The organism is Aliinostoc sp. HNIBRCY26 (assembly GCF_050235535.1).
Lineage (GTDB): Bacteria > Cyanobacteriota > Cyanobacteriia > Cyanobacteriales > Nostocaceae > Trichormus.
On the sequence record NZ_CP189852.1, the window covers coordinates 542,793 to 564,952 of the forward strand.

Consider the following 22,160-nt stretch of genomic DNA (forward strand, 5'->3'; position numbering starts at 1 on the left):
GTCCCCAATCCCTCGTCTAGCAAATTACACTATTCTTCCTTTTGCCTTTTGCCTTTTTACTTTTGCCTTTTCAACTCGCTCCCATATTGGTTTCAAAGTCGCTGTCTCTTTCTGTTGCAAAACTCATCCCGTCGGCTTCTGTAAAGTCAACATTACCTGTTTCTGGGTCATAATCATAGCGATCGCGGTTATAGTAATAATCCCTACTCCACGAACTAGAACGATAATCACCATAGTCAGGGTAGTAAGCGTAGTCTTCTTCATAGAACTGGTGACAGTGGGGACAATTGGTGGTGTCTGTTCGTCCACAGCGACGTTTGAACAAAAAACCCACCATGCGATCGCACTCCCAATCAGCTGTCGTTGTCAGGTTAATTAGGATTTCGCAATTACCGATTTGAATGCGATCGCCATCATTAATACTACCAGTTGTTAACTGTATACCATTGATTTTGATACCGCTATTAGTATTCTGATCTATAATAATTAGCTCTTGATTTTGCCAATTAATTAAAGCATGATAATCAGCGATTAAATCGTCTTTAATCACAATTCTAGAAACTCTTTGAGTATCCATTTGTTGCGGCATGGCTGTAAATTCTTTGCCTATTGCCACTGGTATTTGTAATAATGGTTCGCGGCGATCGCCTGTATTTGGATCTAACCAAGATAATTTTATTTGCAAGGTTGCTCAACCTCCTGTTAAATTCACAGCGTAAGCTAAAGCTGCTTGTTGTTCGCGGGTGAGGGAATCTAATCCAAAGCAGGCGAATGCAATAGGAGACATATTTGATTTTGTAGAAAATACAGTGCCACCAGAGGCATTTCTTAAGGAAATTTTACCCTCTTTAATTCTCACTTGATAAACTAATTTTTTATCCGGTGTGGTTATTTCTAAGCCAGCTTTATTAGTTGTAATTTGATACAATTGCTTTTTAGTATTATCTTCTAGTTGATAAGTATTATCACTGTTACGTTTGAGAAAATATTTATCTTTTTTCTCAGCATCTTGGATTGTCCAAGAACCATCCGCATTGATGACATATCCTAAAACTTTATCTTGGGCATTTTTGACTTTAATTTTTCCAGAATCATCAGTTTTAATCCTAGCTAATTCCTCGTCTTTACCATCAACTAACTTAGCTCCATCTGGACGTTGCTTAATAGCAAATAAATCAGCACCACCTTCTGTTTTAAACTTAATTTTCTCAGTTTTGTCTATAACATTATTTACAGGGGTAGCTGCTACCGTTTCATTAATATTAGGTGGTAAAGTATTAACTTGATTAGGTGGACTATTGTTAGCCTGATTATTACCGCAACTTACAGAAGATAAAATTAAAATGCTGAAGATTAAACCCTGAATAATAATTTTTTTCATATGTTTATTTTGTGAGCATTTTTGCTAAATTTAGGACTTGATAGCTACTCAAAAACATAGCTGTAATTGTTTGATATACTTTATCTTGAGCATCTACAAATTGGGGTGCAACTCTAGCAGTGATATAAATCGCTTCATCTGTAATTCTCAATCTTCTAAGACTCGATGATATCGGTAGCTTAATAGCATGATTAACTTCTTGTTGCAAAAGCTTGATGGCTCCATATCGTTTTTTTGGATAAGTTAAGCTGATGCTAATATCTAACCCTCCCGATTTACTTTTTGATTTATATTTACTCTTGCCACTACTACCACGTTTCCAGCCATACTGCTTTTTTAAAATTTCAGTTAAACTTAATTCAAAATGTGTCTTATCTAGAAATTGTCCTTTAATTGTTAACCATTCTTGAATATAACTATCAATCTTCCATCCAGCTTTATAAGGATGATCAATTGTTCCTGATTTGTTCTCCACTTTATCTAGGAATTTAAAAGATAATCCTAAATCTAAAACAGCATCTTCTTTAATATCACGTTTAAGTAATTGTATAATTTTTTGGGTTAATTCATATCGATAGTTACTCAAGTTTAAACCCCGGAATTTAAAATACATGAATAACGTGTAAATTACCCCAATCAACAAGAGGAATGATATGACTATAGATAGTAATATCACTATGCCGACTAACTCATTACTAGTCAATAAAAGAGCAAGAATAAATGTTAACACCAGTAAACCCAATATTCCCAAGAAGCAAAAAAGTGATAATTTCCCATACTTTTTTTGCTTGCTTTCAGCAAAGCTATCAATTTCCGCTATTTTTTGTAAATCCTCTAAGATATTTTTAACGGCGGATTTAACGGCATAGGTACGATATTTACGAAGTTCTTCGATTTCAATAGTCATTTTATGAATATTTCACCCGGTTAAATCGGTTTTAATTTTTATTAATTAAGTTATCAAATGATTAAGAAAAAGGGCTTTATTTAAAAAATACGAGTTTTGCCGTCAGTATATCAAAACAGAAAATTATGTGTCAATTTTTTATATGAACTTACCAAAAATAGCCTATATTTCTTTTGATACTGTCCCGGCACCAAAAGGAGCAGCAATTCATATTCAAGCTTTCGTTTCTGCTTTAGGTGTGAATTTTGGTGATGTACAGTTAGTGACAGTTTCTCCAACGACAGAATTGCAGGAATCTACACCAATTCATCCACAGGTAAAGCAAACAACACTGCCAGCTTTAGGTGACAACTTAATTCAGCGAGTGATTTATTTTCGGCGGTTATTGCGATTATGGCTAGAAGGAAAGCGATTTGATGTTATTCATATTCGCTCAATTTATGAGGGCTTTGTCATTGCTGTTAATAAAAATCAATATTGTGACAAGTTAATCTTTGAAGTTAATGGCTTGCCTTCCATAGAATTGAAATATCGCTATCCTCGTGTGAGTGAGGATCGGGAACTTTTACATAAATTATCTTCTCAAGAGCAAATTTGTTTGTCTGCCGCAGATTTAATTATTACGCCTAGTAAAATTACAGCAACATATTTACAACAGCAAAAAAACATTCCCGCAGCTAAAATTCAAGTCATTCCCAATGGTGTAGATTTGCATATCTTTACCTATCGTCATCCTGAAAATAAAATTGATATTCCCTGGGAAATGCTATATTTCGGCACGCTTTCTGCTTGGCAAGGAGTAAATTTAGCTGTGGAAGCTTTGGGATTAATCAATCGAGATATAACAGCAAATTTAACCATTATCGGACAAGCAAGGGAATTGCAAACCCAAGCACTCAAACAACTGGCATTAAAATTTGGCGTAGCAGATAGGTTAACTATTTTAGAACCAATGTCACAACCAGATTTAGTGACGAAGATTCATGCCGCCAATGTGATTTTATCTCCCCTGACACCGAGCGATCGCAATTTAGTTCAAGGTTGTTGTCCACTGAAAATTTTAGAAGGAATGGCGACGGGAGTACCTGTGATTGCTAGTGATTTACCAGTGGTGCGAGAACTAGGGGAAGATGGGGTGGACTTTTTATTAGTCAAACCAGGTTCAGCCAAAGCTATTAAAGATGCGGTTTTCAGACTATATCATGAGCCGGAATTAGCCATAGAACTAGCCAGTCATGCCCGCCAGCGCATCATCACCAACTATACTTGGCAACAAGCCGGTGAGACTTTGGTTAGTGCCTATCAAGAATTGGGCATCAAGCGGTCAATTACCGTTTGAAGTTGTTGTTTTTCTTGGGTGATAGAATAGCTAGTTAAAATGCGATCGCGTGCTGCTTGCTGAATGCGCTGTTTCTCTGCTAATGGCATTGCCAAACATTCCAGCACCGCATCACCCAACCGATGCAACTGCGAACGAGGTAATAAAAACCCGTTTTCACCATGGGAAATGATTTCTGGTATCCCACCCGCATCACTGGCGATACAGCAACAACCGCAAGCCATCGCCTCTAACAGTGCATTAGGCATTCCTTCCCACAAGGAAGGCTGGAGATAAACATCACACAAGCGTAAATAGCTAGCTACTTTTTCTGGGAGGGGTAAATGTCCAGTCACAATGACACGTTGAGCATTTTCTGGCTGATGATGTGCATACATTTGCACCACAGATTCTTGAGTTGCCCTCACTTCCCCGATAATTAATAAACAAGCCGGACGTTCTTTTCGGACTGTGGTTAAAGCATCCAATAAAAACTGTTGTCCTTTTTTCTCCCGCAATTCTCCACAAAACCCCAGCACTACTTCCTCCGCAGCAATTCCTAAAGTCTGGCGAAGTTGTTGATTTATGCCTTCTAACCCTGGTGGCGCAGTTTCCTTCCCAGTGCAGAATATTTCGGTATTGACTGTGTTTTTTAAGACTAAAATATCATTACGCCCACATAGTAACTGAATCTTCCGCGCCATATCCGCACTCACAGCAGTCATCACATCAGCATTTTGTAATGTCCACTGTAACCGCGCAAAATCTCCTGGTGGAAACATTTCCCTATCAACATCATTACCACGCACACTGACAGTGCTAACTATTCCCTGAAGTTTGGCAAACCATGTAGCAAGAAAACCGCTAGGAAAAAGATAATGACCCCAAACAGCATCATAATCACGAGTTTGATACAGCCATTCCAAGAAATTTAAAGTATGAGGCATAGTCATATCCCAATGGCGATATAGTCCTATGCGATAGACACGGGGTTGAATTTCTAAAGATTCTGGAGGTAACACTACACCTGCTTGTAAGTAGCGACTCCAAGCAACCACATCAACTTCTATCCCCAGTTGAGATAATGTTGTTACCAAACGCGTCGCACTACTGGCTAAACCACCCAAATCAGGTGCAAATCTTTCAGTAATTACTAAAAGTTTATTGATCATCGCAGACAAGTAATTTCCCCAAAAAAGTCTCAATATGAGTGTAGGATATTATTTTTCCCACATTCTTGAGCAACTGCGTTTTAACTTTCCTCGTAAAAATCTGGAACGGAGAATAATACCAATTCTCCAAAATTAGGCAACAGGTATAAAGCTTGAAACCCAGATGTTATCTGACTTTCTGAATTGTGTTAGCGAAGCGGGACGTTAGTCCATTGCATTAGCGTACCACTTTGTGGAAGCAAGCTACGCGGTAGCGTCTCGTAGAGAAGCGGGGCGGGAGCATCGTTGCGAATTGCGAATTGCGAATTGCTATAATACACAACTCAGTGATTTATCTGGATCTGCTAAATAGCTGCTCATCGATAGGGGAATTTCAATACAGAATTCCGTACCCTTGCCTAATTCCGATGAACATTTGAGTTTTCCCCGATGCTTTTCTACAATAATTTGATAGCTAATGGATAAACCTAAACCTGTACCTTTACCTACAGGCTTAGTTGTGAAAAAAGGATCAAAAAGTTTTTCTTTAACTGCTTCTGACATTCCTAAACCATTATCAGCAATTTTGATCATCACCAAATTATTTTCTAAAACTGCCGTGGTAATTGTAATTTTATTAGATGCACTACATCTGTCAGTAAACAATAATTCACTGTTACTCGTATCTAAAGCATCAATCGCATTACTAAGAATGTTCATAAACACTTGATTTAACTGTCCAGGGTAACACTCAATTAGTGGCAAATCTCCATAATTTTTGACAATTTCTATCTTAGGATGATCAGTTTTCTCTTTAAGTCGGTTTTGCAAAATTAATAATGTACTATCAATACCTTGGTGGATATCGACCTTTTTGATTTCTGCTTCATCCAGACGAGAGAAATTTCTCAAAGACAAAACAATTTCAGTGATACGTTCTGAGCCTATCTGTAGTGAATAGAGAATCTTGGGTAGATCATCAAGCAAAAATTCTAAATCAATTAACTGAATGTGGTTTTTAATCTCCTGATGAGGATTTTGATGGTGTTTCTGGTAAAGATTGAGTAGCTGTATTAAATCATGTGTGTATTCCTTAATGTACTTTAAATTGCCATAGATAAAGTTAACTGGATTATTAATTTCATGAGCTATACCTGCAACTAATTGACCTAAACTAGACATTTTAGCTGCTTGAACTAATTGTGATTGGGTTTCCCTAAGTTCTTTGAGAGATTCTTTTAAATCTTTGGCTTGCTTTTGAGCAATTTGAGTTAAATTATCTTTAATTAGCAGCGCACTTCTTAACTGAGCGCGTTGCTGAGTGAGTTCTGCTGTTAACTTTCCCGTATCAGCTAATGCTGTATCCTTGGCTTGTAATAAAAACAGAAAGTCTGCAATCGGATCGTGAATAGCAAAATCTTTGAGTTTAACGCCGAAATTAGCCAGACTAGCTGTGTCAGTAATCCAGGGAGAACCTAGAAAAAATATAATTTCTTGCTCCTGGTGATACATCATTTGTCCCTTCATCAGCATTCCATTATGAATGAATTCTAAGATGAATAGAGAGCGTGATTTTTTGTGAATATTTTCAAAATCAACCGCAATATTAGGACGATTGATCCGAAAATGTGATTCGATTTTGCTACCCACTAATGGTTCACTGCTGATGCGTTCTAGAACATCACCAGCCTGTAAAATTTCTCTTTCTTGATTGAAAACAAAGTGGAACGGAAAGGCTTGATTAAACAGTTCTGGTGTGAGGCTGAATTGAGGAGTGAGCATTCATCTAGCCTTCATTGTTGTCTATATTTCACTAAAAATTCGTCATGTTCAGCACCATTGTCCCGGCTTTGGGTTTGGGTAATCTCGACTTCTGTATCAAACCTTGTTCCTAATCCCTTTACTAGACCCAAAACCATTGGAGCTAGTCCTTCTCTGTCAGAACGATAGTGTAGCTTGAGGATATCTTCTTCAACATCACTACATTCAAATGATGGCGGTTGTAGTTTGGGAAAGCTGACTCCTACGCGAGCATGAAGATTATCCAGGTTTTCTAAGAATTCTGGGAGTGTATCGCCACTCATGTCCATCATCTCGCCGTAGCCTTCTTCGGATGTATATTGCACCCAAAATTCCCCGAAAGCTTGCATAATCTCTGAAGGTGAAAGATTGAGTACAACACTAGCAGCTTTCACTAATCTGTGGGTGATATCATCTGGGTAGCCTTCCATACTAATGAAAACGTCTACATCTACCTCAGCTTTTTGTTTAATTGTTCTCCAGATATCTTCACCAAAGCGGCTACACACCATATCTTGAATCGCTTTATTCACTAATCCATACATAGTAGACCCCTTGCAAATATACGGTTAATTTAGGCTGCGGGTTGTGACTCATCAAAAAGTTTTGCGATCGCCTATTTTTCCTCCATTCAGTCTAGAGTTAACCTGAGCAACATCTGTTCATTTTGGATGAGATATCCAATTTCTCACAAATAACTAATTTTATTGTTACAATTCAATGTCATAACATCCGTATTTCTACGCTTTATTTTCACCACTGACTATGAATTCAGCAGCAGTAGGGAATCAGGAAAGAAACTATATTGAGAGTGCTTCACAATTTGACGCTGAACACCGTTAAAGAACTGCACACGCGCATCCATTGCCTCTACGATAGCCAGCTTAATTTTGATATCCTCCTCACTGTGATCAAGATGAGGTTCCATAACTGCGGCTAATTTTGCGGCATGACTATCATCGACATCAATATGGACTTCAAAAAAGATGAGTGACTCTTTCGGTAAAGGTGTAGCTCCCACTATGCCGTTATATAGTTGTGTATACAAGGAACTGACAATGCCTTCAGAGGCGTAACAGACTGCACCCAATGCGGCTAAATAGCCATACTGATGGGGAATTCTCAAATAGGTTTCGATTAAAGCTAGAGTCTCTGGCGTGGCTGGTAGTGCAGCTAAAGTATCATCATCGATACCAAGTGTGCGAGTAAAGCGACGAAATAATTCTGGATGAGCTTGATGAATATCTCCTTGTCCCATTTCGTCAAATAGGTTTTCTAATATGACTAATTGAGCAGCTTCATCTTGGCAGCAAGACAAGATACTCGCTAAAATTCGGTTAAACTCCTTGGAGAATTTATACATCTGCACAGCTAATATCTGCACATCTGGAAGGGATAAGTTACCAGTACGACAGCGAGTCAAAAACTCATGATTCCACAGGGAATGATTAGCTGTGATTTCGTGGAAGGCAGATTTTATTAAAGATGACATGATACTTTACTTCGATATTTGGATAGCTAAATGCAGAGGTAAATCCTCTAGAGGACGAAAGAATGATTCATCTAAAGCAATATGCTCTGGAGTAACGCGCAATTCCTTGAGCATCGGCATTTTGGTGAAGCCTGCAATATTGAGAGAATTAAAGTAATCTTCCAGAGTTTTGTGAATTAACTGCACATTCAACCAAGAACCATCTCGTTTCCAAATACGACCAGCAAATTGCTGATCTCGTTGACTAAAATAACCCGAACCATCTACCTGAAAATAGAAGGGATATGCTGCTTCTCGCATATAAGGAAAAGATGGGTGAGGAATACTAAATACAAATCTTCCACCAGGCTGAAGAACGCGTACAATCTCCCGCATACATTCTTGAGTCTGAGCAATTGTTAAATAGTTGAATAGGAAAACAGCAACAACTAAATCTAGCTCACCATCGTTAAATTGACTAAGATTAGTAGCACAACCCACCTCGTATGTAATTCCTAAAGGATTGTTGGTTTCCTGGAAGTTTGCTGCGTCAATCATCCCTTGAGATATATCGATTCCATAAACTTGTGCAGCTTTGCGTCGGCGTAATTCTCGGCTGCAATAACCTTCACCACAACCCAGGTCTAGTACCCGCATTTGACTAATTGGTTCACACAGTTGGAGAACAAAAGGACGTGCGGTAAAGTCTGATAAAGAAATAGCTTGTTCTCTCACCCAACTATTTGCTGTGTTGTTGTAGAGGTCTACTGTAGAAGTCTCATTATTGATGATTGTTGTGTCTGACTGCATTGTACTGTGCTGATTGTTGTTGTAAAAAAATTACTAATTAAATGTATTTAAGTTTTATCACGCTCTAATTTTGTTTTTAATGTTGATATCACTGATTTTAAATCGCTAATAACATCAGAATACCGTTAATGTTCGCTTTCTTTTTTTAATATAAATGACTGCAATAATCTTGTTGCTTTCTTTAAAAAGATATGTGCTAATTTTCAAAGTATCTTCATTAAGTCTTAGTATTAAAAACCAGCGTTTTATAAAAATTTTATAGTAATAAAATTAGATAAAACCTATAGGATTTACTTTATATAATTTTAAAATTAATACTCAATACTCTCTTATTTTATCAAGATTATTGATGTATAAAAACAGTATATTTGACGAAGTAATTAGCGAATAAATCTTGATAATTTGTAATGCAAGGAGTCGTAAACATCTAGTTCGGCACAAAAAATCATGCAAGGAATATTAACTGAATCATCACCACAAGCTCAATCAGAATATGAAAAGGCGATCGCATTTTCGGAGTTGGGCGATCGCTTGTTTGATGAACTAGCTGATAGAATGGCCACAAAACGAGACTATCGACTGCTATTTGAACACACATTACAACCAGAATTATTCCAACAAATTCAACTCGCCGCCGCAACTTACATTTGTGCCTGTTTAAATAGTCCCGTCATTCTTTCAGAAGTGGAAATGCTGCAAAGGCTATTAGAGGCTAGAAACAATTTGCCTAACTACATGGGTACAGGCTTACTTATGCCGAAGAAAGAACATACTCTAGCTTTTAACTTGTTTCAAAAAAGTGTGGCAGAAGCTTTTTACAGTCTAGGAGCTAATGACTTGATTGATGCGGTGGATTTACCTGTTAATCTCCGCATGGTTTATGGACAAACTGATCCTGAAAAACTACGTCTACCTTTTACTAGCTCTAAATGTCATAGTGATGTGTGGGCGGGCGTTCATGCTGATGCGACTGTGGTTGTTTTACCACTATTTGGTGATATTGAGCATATCACTATTGAAGCTGGTGAAATGCCCCGTGAAATGGAACTACAAGCCATGCGGGTGATGTCAGACTTTGATGAAGGGCGAGATATTCCGATGGTTGTCTCTTACACCCAAGCCAAGCTACAACACGGTACGATGTATTTCAATGATGCCCGTGGATTGCATCAGACAGTGAGAAGAAAAGCTGAGGGTTTGAGAATTTCTGTGGATTTTCGTTTTCGCCGCAAATTTAATGAAGCATATAGGGCAATGGTTGTACCTAATGTGGGTGGTGTAGAAGAAGATATGAGTGTGCCTTATGAAGATTGGCTAAAAGTGGGTAAGGAAACTCTCATTGTTTTTGATGAAAGTGTCGAAGAAGCGAAACAAAAGCGTAACGCTAGTTCTCCAGTTCCTCTTTATACTAGAGGATACCGCTTGATCGAAATGTTTAATTCGTGAACTACCTACTAGCGTGTCAAGGCTAAAGTAGTGCATTAAATGTAGGTTGGGTTGACGTTAGGAAACCCAACATTGATTGTGGCGTTGGGTTTCGCAAAGCATCAACCCAACCTACGCCTAGAGGATACCGCTTGATCGAAATGTTTAATTCGTGAACTACCTACAGTGACGCTTCTCTACGAGAGGCTTCTTGCTGTTCAAGCTAAAATTTTTCCACAAAAAAATAAGAGGTCATTATATGACCTCTTGAACTACTTCTTTGTATAAGAATTTTCCCACTATAGAAATTAGAGTAAACCGGTATTAGTGCCTTGCTTACCAGTGGCGAGTTCCACTTTAACGATTTTGCCACCCATTTTTTGAATTCTTTGCTGTTCACGGAACCAGTTTTCGTAGGGAACAAGTTTAGTAAAGTAGGTATTTTGCAGTTCACGCTGGGTGCGAATTCTGGTTTGGCTAGGAACACAAGCTGTGATTTTAAATAACCGCGCCATTTGTCGAATCTCCTATGGTCAATGTGAAAACTTTTTTATTTCAAAAAACTGGGATGTTTTTACCCAAAATATTTAATTAATCTTGCGAAGCCTGGAAATCAAACGTCAATACTAGACAGCTAACACTCATAACTAAATTTTTAGTAGGATAAGCGACTAAACTTTCTAGCACTCACAGTTGATTTCCAGACCTAAATCAACCTACACTTAATTTCTTAAGTGCGATGTAGCTCTTAGCTCAAGCCAGAGGAGATGTAGTCTAAGTAAACGCCGAGTTCTTTACCAGCATCGGGGCCTACTAAGCTAGCAGCAACTTCTTTGATAGCTTGGATAGCTTGAACGGTAGAACCGACGGGTACACCCAAGGAGTTGTAGGTTTCTTTCAAACCGTTGAGTACGCGCTCGTCGAGGATGGAAGGATCGCCAGCTAGCATAGCGTAGGTAGCGTAGCGGAGGTAGTAATCCAAGTCACGGATACAAGCTGCGTAGCGGCGGGTGGTGTACATGTTACCACCGGGACGGGTGATATCAGAGTACAACAAAGATTTAGCTACAGCTTCTTTAACGATGGTAGCTGCATTAGCACTGATGGTGGTAGCAGCACGAACGCGCAGTTCACCAGTGGAGAAATATGCTTTGAGTTTGTCTAAAGCAGAGCTATCTAGGTACTTACCTTGAACGTCCGCAGAGTTAATGATAGCGGTAATTGCGTCTTGAGCCATTTTGTTAATTCCTTATTTTCAACCTAATTGCAATAGTTCCATTGTGGTCGGGAAATAGCTTGACCCTACGACAATGCACCTACTACGTAGTCAAAGTAAGATCCAGCTTCAGCAGCATCTTCAGCAGACAACAGACTAGCAGCAGCACCTTTGAGAGCAGCAACACCACCAGCAACTGCATCGATAGGAGTTCCGAGGGACTTGTACATCTCACGAACACCGATGATACCGATTTCTTCGATGGGGGTAATGTCGCCAGCTACGATTCCGTAGGTAACGAGGCGGAGGTAGTAGTCTAGGTCGCGCAGACAGGTAGCTGTCATTTCTTGACCATAAGCGTTTCCACCAGGAGAAACAACATCAGGACGCTTTTGGAACAGTTGATCGCCAGCTTGTTTAACTAAACGCTCGCGGTTGTCGGTCAATACTTGAGCGATGCGGAGACGTTGTGTACCACTAGCGGTGAAAGCTTTGATCCGATCTAGTTCGCCAGGGCTGAGGTAGCGAGCTTCTGCATCAGCATTCACGATGGACTTCGTGACGATACTCATTAATGGATTCCTCCAATACGAAATGAAACCAGAGTTTTGGTTAAACTGGTGGGATTTTAAAACTAGCTGGGTCGAGATTTAAGTCTCTTCCTCCAGACGAAAGCAGTTAAATGAGTCACTGCTTCTATCATTAGATTACGTGGTTAGCGGAGTTAACACAACTACACAAGCTGTTAAACTCAGCTACCTTACGCAAAATATTCTCCGGCATTCTGTTGAGCATTTATTGCTACTCTTAACAGTTTTTAACATTCATTTTCAGATTTGTTATCCAGGAGAAAGCGAGGGATTGATTACTGGGAAATTTTTCCCAGTCCCCAGTCCCTTAGAAATTCGCACTTGATGTAGTGGTGAGTCCTGAGTCAAGTAGAAATAGTCTTTTAACTCAGCACTCACCACTCAGCAGAGGCTAAACGCCGCGCTACCGCTAACAGCACTTTTAACTCAGCACTCTTGTTTAACGTGTGTAAGGAACTACTTCTTCGCCAAAGTAGCTGCCATACTCCGCACTGTTGACAATTGCTGTCACAGTCGCCCGTAAACCGCTATCAGCCAAGATTCTGCCGTATTGGTTGATTTCTTCAGAGTTGGCTGGTGTGCGTCCCAACAGGTGACGGAACAGGAGTTCCACTACCTTAGCGGTGGGATAGGGAGTATAGAAACGCTGACAATAGCTATCGGAACTAGCCAGTTCACAGACAAACTCGCGGACGGAAATTTCACCATTGCTGAGTTTACTTTCTAGGTCAACCAGACGGAAGTTTTCTGGAACTTGTCCGGTTGGTACATCCATAACCTGAGAGTAAATAGCGTTGATTACTTCCTGTCTGGCGGCTAGGTTTGTACCTGCACTCAGGCGATGAATGCGGACAGGTTGGCGATTTACTTCTAGAGATTGTTGATCACCATAGCTGATAGAACGTCCCAATTCTTGGACTTGGTGGAGTTGTTTAGCTTCCGCCGCTAAATCTGCGATCGCCTTCGCTAAAATTGGTGTCTTATCAGTTTCAATGCGTGGTTTTACAGTCTTAAAGCTGGGTACAACCACTTCATTATTTTGCTTGGTGAGTTGATTGTACAGTCTTTCGGTGTTGGGGAAGTTGGCAGCCGGCAGGGTGGGGAAGCGACGATAAGGAACTGTATCCTCGCCAAACACCTCACGATACTCCTGGCTATTCAACAACGCTGCAATGAAAGCACGAATTCCTTGAGTCGCCAAAATCTGGTTGTACTTGCGGATTTCTGCTTGATCAACAGGTGCGCGTCCTAAGAAATGCTTAGTTCCCAACTCAATGACTTTGGTGTTGGGGTAAGGTGTGTAGAATTCCTTCAGATACAGGTTAGAGTAACCCAAACCCTCAATAAATTCTTTGACTGTGATTTCGCCGTTACCCAATTTACTTTCTAAAACCGTAAATTCGTTTTTCACGATATACGGTGCAATATCACGCTCGAAAATTTGGCGGTAAGCAGCACTAATCAAAGTTTTAACTGCGGCTTTATCAACAGTGTTGGCTACTAGCTTGAAGACTTTGGTTTGTTCCCGTTGCTTAGTAACACCTTGTTTGATGCGGGAGTCTACATCAGACACGGCACGTTTTTCCGTCACCGCACCAAGTTCTACAAAGCTGGGTGTAACTTCCTTAACGACTTTTGCACCGACATCTTCCCGGATGCTACCCACGCGCAGTTGTCGCCGTGCTACACCCGCAGGAGTTAAATAACGTTCGTAAGGAACTGTATCTTCGCCAAAAGCCTCATTGTACTCTACGCTGTCAATGATGGCATCGACCACCGCATAAAAGCCCTTTTTGGAGGCCAGGTCAAAGTATTTGTTAATTTCTTGACGACCGTAGGTAGGACGACCTAACAAGCGGCGGTGAATGTACTCAATTGCTTTACAAACATACAGGGATGTCCAGTACATTTTGCGGAATACATCCGACTTCGCCAAGGCACGAACAAATTCTCTAACAGAAATGTCGCCGTTTTCTAGCTTAATTTCTTGTACTTTCAGGCGTTGACCTTCGTAAAGGTCGCGGCCAAACACTTGTAGATAAGTAGCTCTAATTACGGCTTGAGTAGAGCTTTCAGAGAATCTAACGCTTGTTCCCTTGGGAGCTTTTTTGCCAATTGTCCCAGGCAATTGATCTAATTTGAATACCTTCGCACCCAAAGAACCAGGAGCAACACCTCTAGCACCAGGGTTACTCAGTTGGTTATTAATTCCCGGCCCTTGGTGAATCAATATCCGTCTGGTATCTTTGCCAAAAGGTGCGGGACTGGTGCTGGGGTTGCGTGTTTCTTTGGGGAAAATCGCCCCAAATTGAATTTCCAAGGGGTCATTACCAGAACCGTAGGGGTGTTGGTCGGGTAATGGCTGTTCGTAAGCTGCAAATGTGGTAATGAATTGGGGTACTTTGCGGAAAGGCGCACTGTAGTTAAACAGGTCTTGCTGTGGCCCCCAGTTACGACATTCTTGGGCTTCTTGACCCAGACCACGCAAGTAAGGTACTGTTTCTTCCCCAAAATAGTCGCTGTATTCTTGAGAATCTACCAAAGCATCTACTAAAGCTGGTAGACCGCCGTTAGAAATGATGGAGAAGTAGGTTTGTACTTCTTCGCGGCTACTTGGCCCCCGTCCCAAAATGTGACGGAAAGCTAATTCAATAACACGGCTGTTAATAAAAGGTTGGTAAAACTGTTTTTGGTAAAGGGGAGATTTTGTCAAACGACGGACGAATTCCTTCATGGAGATGTCGCCGTTTTTGACTTTGGATTCTAAGTCAGAAATAGACAAGCTGTAAGCACGGGTAATGTCGCGCTCAAAGATTTGTCTATAGGCTGCTTTGACTACTTCATTTTTCTCTGTGGCAGATAACCCAGGCTTCATGACAAACTTGGGTCTTCTTTCCGCAGCGTTGAAGTAAATTTGGGGTAGTTGTAAACCTTGTTGGTCACTGGAGGGACGTTGACGTACTTTCGCAGAAGGTGTAGCTCCTTTGAATTCGGTCAACAATACATCCATATACTGGGACACAATGTCTGTGGCTTCAGCATCTTTACGGAAGTAAGACAACGATGCTGCTTTGATTTCTTGCAAAGCGACTAAAGTTGCTTCCCCTGAACAGGCATTTTCAATAATTTCGCGTAAACCACGAGTGTTTACAGCAATGATACTGGGGTCGCCAGCGACGATCGCATAAGTAGCATAGCGCAAGAACCAGGATAAATCCCGCAAACTCTTGGCCATGTTGCTTGGGCCGTAACGAGAGACGTTAATGGGTCTAAATCCTGGTGGGGTTGGGCCACTAGGAGATGTATTGAAGATGGAGCGCAAGTTTTCTAAGAATCCACCACGGGTTTCCACGTAGGTGACAGTTCCTAGTTTCATCCCTTCTCTCACATCTCCACCCGCGCCAACTGCCGCCATTGCTAGTTCTGGTTCTGGTGCTGGCTTTTCTAAGAAAGCCATTGGCGAACCACCAACAAAAATCCGGTTAGCAGCACGGGAGACGATAATTTCAGAATTTTCTGTGAGGGTCTGGGCAATTTCTAAACGCTTTGCACCAGATGCAAAATAGCTTGCTAGTTCTTTTAGTTCACCAGATCCCAAAAAGCGGTCTTGCTGTTCCGCTTGGGAAATGGTTGCTACAGCTAAGGTTTGATATAGTTGCGGGCGCGCAACAGAGCTTCCACCACTCGCCTTAACACTCATTGGATTTTTAAAACTCCCATCATAATCATTTATGTGTTAAGTCTGGGTTGTTTTGAGGCTTGACACATCGGTGTACTTATGCGTTGTGATTATTGCCTACAAAGTTGCCAGTAAAATTAACCCAGTCAGCTTTTAGATTAGAACGTTTTGCGTTTCCACTGTTGAATTATTAAGAAGTATGTAGATATTTTCGTCTCGATCCCTGTATTTCAAGAAGTGCGTACTCTCGCTTGGCTGAGACAAAATCTCATTTTTGTTACATTTCTTAAGAAAAACACCAAAAAAGTTCTAATTTGCTTTTAATCTCTAGTTTCTTATTGGAACACAAAAAGTTAAGGATTTGGCCTTGGTGAAGAGATATTTATTAAGTTATTCAGGTTGGCCAAATGCAATGAAGCAAAGCAAAACAGCCACACCTAATACAATCAACCCTGTTGCCCCGCTACCCCCTGCTATCACAGCAGCAGTTAAAGCAAAAGGCAACAAGACCAAACTAGTCACAACAAAAAACACAAGATAAGAATCTGAATCAGTTGTAGCGGTAGGTTTTGTTGGTGGTTGGGTTATTACAGGTTTAGTATGTGGTGATGTTGATTCAACAAAAGCAGATTGTTGTTTTGGTCTAGCCAAGCCAGGGAATATATCAACTCTGAGTTGTGTAGAGCGATCACACCAATAGCATTTACCATAACTTTGGCTATAGTAGTGACTATCTACCCTACCGCATAAAATTAGCTCATTACTAGCTACTTTTAACGCTTGTAACCACTCCCTAGCTGATGGGCGTAGATGAGGATTGTGATAACCATCGTTAAAGCATCTAAAAAAACATCGTTGAATTTCTGGATGAACAATCTCAAAGGGAATTGTCCTGTCTACAGGTTTTAACAGACTATTTGGTGCATACAGCCATAAACCCCGACGGATAATTTCATTGGGTTCTGGAGTTTCCTCCGCACCTGTCCAATGACCCACAAAAGGACTTTGACCACTAAACAGTAATTGATAGATAATGACTGCTAAACGGAAGCGATCATGTACTTCTGTTTGATTAATGCTAGCAATATCTTTACCAATCAGTTCTGCTGGTGTATAGTCTGGTGAAGCTACTAGACAACGATAAATCTTGCCATCTCTAGGATGACGAACTTGAAAAGAATCTGTATCAATAATTGAAGTTAAAGCCCGATTATTTACCAAAATATTTTGTGGCTTAATATCACCCAATACATAAACAGCAGTATGAAGAGCCGCAATAATTGAAGTAAGATTCTGTGCTGTTACGTGTAAAAAACGCCAATCAATTTGAAGTTTTAGGCTCTTTCTACGCTGAGGATTGTAGATATCAATGAGTTCTTTTGCACCTTTAATTTCTGGCATCAAAAATCCTACACAATCACCTTGGGCATTTTTCAGAGTAGACTTAGGCCAAGCAAAAGAAACATGATTAAGATGAGAATTCGGTTCTTTAGGTGGGTGTGCTATCATCACCTCTAACTTCTGCACACGCTCAATATTTGATGAATGATAGATTTTGGCTAAGTGACCATGATTAGTTCGCCAAATAGTACCTTCACCACTCTTAGCTATCGGTTCACCCAAGAGATTAATTGATTCACTCGTACTACCACAGATGAGAAGGGTCATAAAATTTTACTCTCTTTACCAAAGGCACAAAAGCAAAGTTTTATCATCATCAGTGCGGGAATTTAGCCGTTCGGAATTGAGAAAATCATCTATATATTGATAGTCTTCTTTTGGGTTTGGTGTTTCGTGCAAATATTCCTCAAAAGGTTTAAAGAAAGGTGGAAATGGTGTCCAGTCATGCAAACGAATAGCTACTTTTTCCAGACCATCAGTAGAAGCACAAATAAACGCTTGCTCTTCTGCCATAACGCAGACTTTCATTTCTTGTAGTGCATTCTTAGAAGTGATAAAAGTAGTTTCATTAGCAAACTCGCCTTTATCTGGATGAAATAACAGTTTATATTCTTCTGATTTTTCAGGGCGTACTACCATAAATCCATCCCCAATTTGCATAGCTGCAAGCCAGTGGGGAGTAGCCACAAAAACTAAAAGAGTACAAGCTAAATCATTGATTAAATAATCTTCTTTAGATGCCTGTTCGTTTAATTCTTGAATAACTCCGTTCACAATTTTAGTAAACAATTTCTCTGCTTCTGCTTGACACAGTGGTTGAGAAAAATTTTGCTCTATTTCCTCTTGATTTTCAGGATATTCATTAATATCAGAAAAACATTTGATGACTGTTTCTACCGTCAATTTAGAACCAACATCAGCATATTTAGCACTACCAGCACCATCAGCAACTGCACCAACAATCACATCATTAAAAATGCGAGAACACCCGTAGTCTTGACAAGGCATTTTCTGGCTTTGATGACTTGTTCCCGTTGCAGAACGAGTAATAGCTTTCCAACCCATAAAAAATCCTTAAAATTTAGGTTGTAATTTGACCCCATCCCACAGGCGGTAATGCTACAGCCTCACCGACTTTTCCGCTAGAAACTCTTTTCATGGAAGTAGAAAGCCAAACAAATAAAGCCCGAAAATCTAAGCCATTCAGCATCACTGGTGGACGTTGAGGCGGAGCAATTTGTCTGAGTTTATTCATATCCGCACTCTGAACGCCAACAGTAAAAAATGACAGTCTACGACGTTCTTCTGCTTCCCTCACTCTTTGCGCTGCACCTTCCCAAGAATCTGTAGGCGCACCATCAGTAATTAAAAATACCCAGGGGCGATAGTAAAGAATACCGTTATCTTTGTAAGTTTGTTTCCGGTTTTCTAATAAATCCAAAGCATACTCTATCGCCTGACCCATTGGTGTAACACCCTCTGCTTCTAGCTTGGGTGGTGTAAATTGATCTATGGTCACAAAATCTTGCATCAACCTCACCGGGCCAAATGTGACAATAGCCACTTCTACACTGAGGGAAGCTTGAGCATCTTTTAAAACATCTTCCCTAAAAGCTGCCAACCCTCGATTTAACTCTTGAATGGGTTGACCTCTCATAGAGCCAGAGGTATCCAGTAATAGAATCACTGGACAACGGTTTTCTGGATTTTCTACAAATTCAGGGAATCCTATCGCCATCCGATACTCCTGAGTTAGTAAAATATAATACTTGTATTGTTTAAATCTATGCGCTTATATATGATTAAATAAGGGTATTATTACTGAATAATTAGCTGAAATATTCTTCTTGTACCGCACTTAGAAGTAGACATCAAAAAATTAGACTATTGTCTCAAAATAAGAGACTTTACCGTGATTTTACATACTTGATAAAATATGATTGACCGACGTTGATGTTGAATAATAAGCAAATCAATTAGATATTGAGCATCCTTGTCCACACATAGAAACCGAAAACAGGCGATCGCTTATACAGAAGTGTTTATAATTACAGACGTAAATAATAATGCTGAAAGAGTCAATACAAAGGCTATGGCACGATGAGCGATCGCCCACCACACCTTAGAACTAAATCTCATGTAAAGTAGAAGTGTACCCAGCAGTTGCTCCAAAACCTGGGTGATGAATGACCCTACAAGTCAGAAATTTGTGAACTCAGCAGTAGCGGCGCAGTTAGCGATGTATCGCTTCTCTACAAAACACTCTCCAAAACTGACTGATGCACTTAAATCCGACTTCATCATCACAGCAATAGCTGGAAATTCCCTACAAGCCAATCACCGCCACACTCTACCCAACATGAAACAATCTCTCACCTCTAACCCTTCTTAATCCCACCAAAAAAAGAAGTTAATTGTTTTTTTCTAAAGTATTGTTACCGGATCGTGATATGATTCAGCTGACTGAATGTGCAGTCATCATATAGTTAGCTGTACTGGTTTCAAGTCCCGTGAGCTTGTCAGAAGAATCAATTGCACCGAATCCGACAACACCACAAGATGCTGAATCTGGTTTTGAGGACACAGAACCAGTCAACACTTCCATGAGCGAGTTCTATCAACTCTACCAGAAGTTGTTGGTAATCACACTTGTCCTGACTGGGATAATATTCATCTCGGTGTGGATTTTTTATTCCCTCAACATTGCCCTGAATTATTTATTAGGGGCGTGTACAGGTGTGTTTTACTTAAAGATGCTAGCTAAAGACGTTGAGTCGCTTGGTGGGGAGAAAAAGCGTTTGAGCAAAAATCGTTTTGCTCTGTTCATTGGGTTGATTATAGTAGCAACTCAATGGCGCGATCTACAAGTGATGCCCATTTTTTTGGGATTTCTCACCTATAAAGGCACACTCCTCGTCTACATGGTGCAAACTGCGTTCAATCCTGATTCTTAAAACAAATCAGGCTCACTAAAGACAATACACCCATCCTCGCTCCTTGGGGAAAATGCTTGAAGAATGCAAATGCTTAGTGTCTTAAACGCCTTTAATTCTTTTCCCCTAGCCGAATTAGAAGTGGGTCATCATTTCTACTGGCAATTGGGCAATCTCAAAATTCATGGGCAAGTGTTCCTCACCTCATGGTTTGTAATTAGCTTGCTAGTAATAGCTTCACTAGCTGCAAGCCGCAACCCCCAAAAAATTCCCAGTGGCATCCAAAATTTGATGGAATATGCCCTAGAATTTATTCGGGACTTGGCTAAAAACCAACTGGGTGAGAAAGAATACCGCCCTTGGGTACCATTTATTGGTACATTGTTCTTGTTTATCTTCGTATCGAACTGGTCAGGCGCACTCATTCCTTGGAAGCTAATCAAGCTGCCATCAGGTGAATTAGCAGCTCCCACCAACGACATCAATACGACGGTAGCATTGGCACTGTTGACCTCCTTAGCATACTTTTATGCAGGGTTCAGCAAGCGGGGTTTGGGCTACTTTAAGAAGTATATAGAGCCAACACCCGTATTGTTGCCGATCGCTATCCTGGAAGATTTTACTAAGCCCCTCTCCCTAAGCTTCCGTCTTTTCGGAAACATTTTGGCGGATGAATTGGTTGTGGCGGTATTAGTGCTGTTAGTTCCTTTGTTCATTCCTCTACCTGTAATGGCCTTGGGTTTATTCACCAGTGCTATCCAGGCGTTAGTGTTTGCTACCCTAGCTGGGGCATACATTCATGAGGCGATGGAAGGACACGGCGACGAGCATGAGGAGCATTAACGCCCTCAGTTGTTAGCACAGTTCAAAAAGAGCATTAACGCTCAAAATGTCGCCTGGCGCGATTTGTAAGAACTCGGTGCAGCGTGAAAAAACACGTCTTAACTAGTTAACTTTTGTTATTTCTGTACTTAAAGCAAGGAAAATCAACATGGATCCATTAGTTTCTGCTGCTTCAGTTCTGGCTGCTGCTCTAGCAATTGGTTTGGCTGCAATCGGCCCTGGTATCGGTCAAGGTAACGCTGCTGGTCAAGCAGTAGAAGGTATTGCTCGTCAACCCGAAGCAGAAGGCAAAATTCGCGGTACTCTGCTATTAACCTTGGCGTTCATGGAATCCCTGACTATTTACGGTCTGGTTATTGCCCTTGTATTGCTGTTCGCTAACCCCTTTTCCTAATCCCTAAAAGATTGATCAATGTAGAGACGTGAAATATCACGCCTCTACAAACGTGAAGATTGTGGGTATTAAGCTTTGATGTCAGTTGACCCTTGTTGGCTATGGGTCTCTAAAATATCAAAGGTTGGATGTAATTGTTAGCCATGAAAACTCCTACTCCAACCTCAACAGGAGAGAAATGTTTGATTTCGATGCTACCTTGCCATTAATGGCATTGCAGTTCTTGGTGTTGGCAGCATTGTTAAATGCCATATTCTATAAGCCAATTACCAAGGTACTGGACGATCGCGATAACTACATCCGCACCAATACCCTGGATGCAAAAGAACGCTTGGCGAAAGCTGAACGTTTAGCTCAAGAATACGAGCAAAAATTAGCAGATGCACGCAAGCAAGCACTAGCAGTTGCAGAAGCAGCCCAAACTGACGCTAAAACCATTACTGCCCAAAAGATTGCCGAAGCACAACAGGAAGCTCAAGCTCAAAGAGAAAAAGCTGCCATTGAAATCGAGCAACAAAAGCAAGAAGCTATGCGCTCCTTAGAGCAGCAAGTGGATAGCCTCAGCCAGCAAATTCTCGGAAAACTATTAGGGACAGCAGCTTAAATCAGTGGGCAGTGAACAGTGAACAGTGATCAAAGCAGAAATTCCTGATTGATGACTAAATAACTAATAACTGATACCTGATAACTGATAACTGTCAACAATAAGCGCAACTGGGTAAAAGTCCCAGCGCGCTTAATTAAGTGTCAAATAAAGACACCTTTCTCATCGGGAAATGAAGACGCTTGATTTCTGATTAGGAAGTAAAGAGGTTAAAATTTCCTGGGGGAAAATACAATG

Annotated in this window: 21 protein-coding genes and 1 pseudogene; 7 read left to right on the forward strand and 15 right to left on the reverse strand. The window is 40.5% G+C overall.

Annotated features, from left to right (window positions below; all coding sequences use genetic code 11):
* Nucleotides 1–70: 70 nt before the first annotated feature.
* From ACQFX9_RS02265 to ACQFX9_RS02275, 3 genes are read right to left on the reverse strand one after another with little or no spacing between them, the layout of a single operon-like run.
* Nucleotides 71–685, reverse strand: a complete 615-nt coding sequence (locus ACQFX9_RS02265) for an FHA domain-containing protein (protein ID WP_427160519.1) — start codon at nt 683–685, stop codon at nt 71–73.
* A gap of 6 nt (nt 686–691) precedes the next feature.
* The gene (locus ACQFX9_RS02270; protein WP_427160520.1) at nt 692–1,381 is read right to left on the reverse strand and encodes a hypothetical protein; all 690 of its coding nucleotides are present in this window, start codon (nt 1,379–1,381) and stop codon (nt 692–694) included.
* Nucleotides 1,382–1,385: 4 nt separating this feature from the next.
* Nucleotides 1,386–2,288 carry a hypothetical protein gene (locus tag ACQFX9_RS02275; RefSeq protein ID WP_427160521.1) on the reverse strand — a complete coding sequence of 301 codons (903 nt, stop codon included), beginning with the start codon at nt 2,286–2,288 and terminating at the stop codon, nt 1,386–1,388.
* A gap of 142 nt (nt 2,289–2,430) precedes the next feature.
* Between ACQFX9_RS02275 and ACQFX9_RS02280 the strand changes: the two genes are divergently transcribed.
* Nucleotides 2,431–3,627 (forward strand): glycosyltransferase family 4 protein, encoded by a 1,197-nt coding sequence (locus ACQFX9_RS02280; protein ID WP_427160522.1) that lies wholly within the window; start codon nt 2,431–2,433, stop codon nt 3,625–3,627.
* On the opposite strand, the gene ACQFX9_RS02285 is transcribed toward ACQFX9_RS02280, so the two are convergent.
* From ACQFX9_RS02285 to ACQFX9_RS02305, 5 genes are all read right to left on the reverse strand, one after another.
* Nucleotides 3,591–4,775 (reverse strand): glycosyltransferase, encoded by a 1,185-nt coding sequence (locus ACQFX9_RS02285; RefSeq protein ID WP_427162773.1) that lies wholly within the window; start codon nt 4,773–4,775, stop codon nt 3,591–3,593. The two genes, ACQFX9_RS02280 and ACQFX9_RS02285, sit on opposite strands and share 37 nt — an antisense overlap.
* A gap of 312 nt (nt 4,776–5,087) precedes the next feature.
* The gene (locus ACQFX9_RS02290; RefSeq protein WP_427160523.1) at nt 5,088–6,539 is read right to left on the reverse strand and encodes a sensor histidine kinase; all 1,452 of its coding nucleotides are present in this window, start codon (nt 6,537–6,539) and stop codon (nt 5,088–5,090) included.
* An 11-nt stretch (nt 6,540–6,550) separates the two neighbouring features.
* Nucleotides 6,551–7,102, reverse strand: coding sequence for a heme NO-binding domain-containing protein (locus ACQFX9_RS02295; RefSeq protein ID WP_427160524.1), 552 nt, complete (start codon nt 7,100–7,102; stop codon nt 6,551–6,553).
* A gap of 218 nt (nt 7,103–7,320) precedes the next feature.
* The gene (locus tag ACQFX9_RS02300; RefSeq protein ID WP_427160525.1) at nt 7,321–8,049 is read right to left on the reverse strand and encodes a TenA family transcriptional regulator; all 729 of its coding nucleotides are present in this window, start codon (nt 8,047–8,049) and stop codon (nt 7,321–7,323) included.
* Nucleotides 8,050–8,055: 6 nt separating this feature from the next.
* Entirely contained in the window at nt 8,056–8,838 is a 783-nt protein-coding gene (locus ACQFX9_RS02305; RefSeq protein ID WP_427160526.1) for a class I SAM-dependent methyltransferase, read from the reverse strand.
* A 447-nt stretch (nt 8,839–9,285) separates the two neighbouring features.
* Here ACQFX9_RS02305 and ACQFX9_RS02310 point away from each other — a divergent pair, with 447 nt between their 5' ends.
* Nucleotides 9,286–10,284, forward strand: coding sequence for a hypothetical protein (locus tag ACQFX9_RS02310; protein ID WP_427160527.1), 999 nt, complete (start codon nt 9,286–9,288; stop codon nt 10,282–10,284).
* Nucleotides 10,285–10,571: 287 nt separating this feature from the next.
* On the opposite strand, the gene ACQFX9_RS02315 is transcribed toward ACQFX9_RS02310, so the two are convergent.
* The 7 genes and pseudogenes from ACQFX9_RS02315 to ACQFX9_RS02345 form a co-directional block, all read right to left on the reverse strand.
* Nucleotides 10,572–10,778 carry a phycobilisome linker polypeptide gene (locus tag ACQFX9_RS02315; protein ID WP_236145182.1) on the reverse strand — a complete coding sequence of 69 codons (207 nt, stop codon included), beginning with the start codon at nt 10,776–10,778 and terminating at the stop codon, nt 10,572–10,574.
* A gap of 233 nt (nt 10,779–11,011) precedes the next feature.
* Nucleotides 11,012–11,500, reverse strand: coding sequence for an allophycocyanin subunit beta (gene apcB / locus ACQFX9_RS02320; protein ID WP_236145183.1), 489 nt, complete (start codon nt 11,498–11,500; stop codon nt 11,012–11,014).
* A 65-nt stretch (nt 11,501–11,565) separates the two neighbouring features.
* On the reverse strand, nt 11,566–12,051 hold the full coding sequence (gene apcA / locus ACQFX9_RS02325; protein ID WP_427160528.1) for an allophycocyanin subunit alpha: 486 nt from the start codon (nt 12,049–12,051) through the stop codon (nt 11,566–11,568).
* A gap of 460 nt (nt 12,052–12,511) precedes the next feature.
* Nucleotides 12,512–15,769 (reverse strand): annotated as a pseudogene (locus tag ACQFX9_RS02330) (phycobilisome rod-core linker polypeptide); the annotation flags it as partial.
* Between the two features lie 369 nt (nt 15,770–16,138).
* Nucleotides 16,139–17,416 (reverse strand): helix-hairpin-helix domain-containing protein, encoded by a 1,278-nt coding sequence (locus ACQFX9_RS02335; RefSeq protein WP_427160529.1) that lies wholly within the window; start codon nt 17,414–17,416, stop codon nt 16,139–16,141.
* 15 nt (nt 17,417–17,431) lie between these two features.
* Entirely contained in the window at nt 17,432–18,214 is a 783-nt protein-coding gene (locus ACQFX9_RS02340; RefSeq protein WP_427160530.1) for a PP2C family serine/threonine-protein phosphatase, read from the reverse strand.
* 16 nt (nt 18,215–18,230) lie between these two features.
* Entirely contained in the window at nt 18,231–18,887 is a 657-nt protein-coding gene (locus ACQFX9_RS02345) for a vWA domain-containing protein (RefSeq protein WP_427160531.1), read from the reverse strand.
* A 444-nt stretch (nt 18,888–19,331) separates the two neighbouring features.
* On the opposite strand from ACQFX9_RS02345, the gene ACQFX9_RS02350 reads away from it, so the two are divergent.
* From ACQFX9_RS02350 to ACQFX9_RS02370, 5 genes are all read left to right on the forward strand, one after another.
* Nucleotides 19,332–19,541, forward strand: coding sequence for a hypothetical protein (locus tag ACQFX9_RS02350; protein ID WP_427160532.1), 210 nt, complete (start codon nt 19,332–19,334; stop codon nt 19,539–19,541).
* A 118-nt stretch (nt 19,542–19,659) separates the two neighbouring features.
* Nucleotides 19,660–20,103 carry an ATP synthase subunit I gene (locus ACQFX9_RS02355; RefSeq protein ID WP_236142997.1) on the forward strand — a complete coding sequence of 148 codons (444 nt, stop codon included), beginning with the start codon at nt 19,660–19,662 and terminating at the stop codon, nt 20,101–20,103.
* Nucleotides 20,104–20,166: 63 nt separating this feature from the next.
* Entirely contained in the window at nt 20,167–20,925 is a 759-nt protein-coding gene (gene atpB, locus ACQFX9_RS02360; RefSeq protein WP_236142996.1) for a F0F1 ATP synthase subunit A, read from the forward strand.
* Nucleotides 20,926–21,073: 148 nt separating this feature from the next.
* A complete protein-coding gene (atpE, locus tag ACQFX9_RS02365) occupies nt 21,074–21,319 on the forward strand; it encodes an ATP synthase F0 subunit C (RefSeq protein WP_008233924.1) in 246 nt (81 codons plus the stop codon).
* A 178-nt stretch (nt 21,320–21,497) separates the two neighbouring features.
* Nucleotides 21,498–21,923, forward strand: coding sequence for a F0F1 ATP synthase subunit B' (locus tag ACQFX9_RS02370; RefSeq protein ID WP_103135532.1), 426 nt, complete (start codon nt 21,498–21,500; stop codon nt 21,921–21,923).
* Nucleotides 21,924–22,160: the final 237 nt, after the last annotated feature.

What these genes read in the sequence shown, in the direction of transcription:
- ACQFX9_RS02270 (WP_427160520.1), bottom strand. Translation starts at nt 1,381, where the DNA reads ATGAAAAAAATTATTATTCAGGGTTTAATCTTCAGCATTTTAATTTTA.
- ACQFX9_RS02275 (WP_427160521.1), bottom strand. Translation starts at nt 2,288, where the DNA reads ATGACTATTGAAATCGAAGAACTTCGTAAATATCGTACCTATGCCGTT.
- ACQFX9_RS02280 (WP_427160522.1), top strand. Translation starts at nt 2,431, where the DNA reads ATGAACTTACCAAAAATAGCCTATATTTCTTTTGATACTGTCCCGGCA.
- ACQFX9_RS02290 (WP_427160523.1), bottom strand. Translation starts at nt 6,539, where the DNA reads ATGCTCACTCCTCAATTCAGCCTCACACCAGAACTGTTTAATCAAGCC.
- ACQFX9_RS02295 (WP_427160524.1), bottom strand. Translation starts at nt 7,102, where the DNA reads ATGTATGGATTAGTGAATAAAGCGATTCAAGATATGGTGTGTAGCCGC.
- ACQFX9_RS02300 (WP_427160525.1), bottom strand. Translation starts at nt 8,049, where the DNA reads ATGTCATCTTTAATAAAATCTGCCTTCCACGAAATCACAGCTAATCAT.
- ACQFX9_RS02305 (WP_427160526.1), bottom strand. Translation starts at nt 8,838, where the DNA reads ATGCAGTCAGACACAACAATCATCAATAATGAGACTTCTACAGTAGAC.
- ACQFX9_RS02310 (WP_427160527.1), top strand. Translation starts at nt 9,286, where the DNA reads ATGCAAGGAATATTAACTGAATCATCACCACAAGCTCAATCAGAATAT.
- ACQFX9_RS02315 (WP_236145182.1), bottom strand. Translation starts at nt 10,778, where the DNA reads ATGGCGCGGTTATTTAAAATCACAGCTTGTGTTCCTAGCCAAACCAGA.
- apcB (WP_236145183.1), bottom strand. Translation starts at nt 11,500, where the DNA reads ATGGCTCAAGACGCAATTACCGCTATCATTAACTCTGCGGACGTTCAA.
- apcA (WP_427160528.1), bottom strand. Translation starts at nt 12,051, where the DNA reads ATGAGTATCGTCACGAAGTCCATCGTGAATGCTGATGCAGAAGCTCGC.
- ACQFX9_RS02335 (WP_427160529.1), bottom strand. Translation starts at nt 17,416, where the DNA reads ATGACCCTTCTCATCTGTGGTAGTACGAGTGAATCAATTAATCTCTTG.
- ACQFX9_RS02340 (WP_427160530.1), bottom strand. Translation starts at nt 18,214, where the DNA reads ATGGGTTGGAAAGCTATTACTCGTTCTGCAACGGGAACAAGTCATCAA.
- ACQFX9_RS02345 (WP_427160531.1), bottom strand. Translation starts at nt 18,887, where the DNA reads ATGGCGATAGGATTCCCTGAATTTGTAGAAAATCCAGAAAACCGTTGT.
- ACQFX9_RS02350 (WP_427160532.1), top strand. Translation starts at nt 19,332, where the DNA reads ATGAATGACCCTACAAGTCAGAAATTTGTGAACTCAGCAGTAGCGGCG.
- atpB (WP_236142996.1), top strand. Translation starts at nt 20,167, where the DNA reads ATGCAAATGCTTAGTGTCTTAAACGCCTTTAATTCTTTTCCCCTAGCC.
- atpE (WP_008233924.1), top strand. Translation starts at nt 21,074, where the DNA reads ATGGATCCATTAGTTTCTGCTGCTTCAGTTCTGGCTGCTGCTCTAGCA.
- ACQFX9_RS02370 (WP_103135532.1), top strand. Translation starts at nt 21,498, where the DNA reads ATGTTTGATTTCGATGCTACCTTGCCATTAATGGCATTGCAGTTCTTG.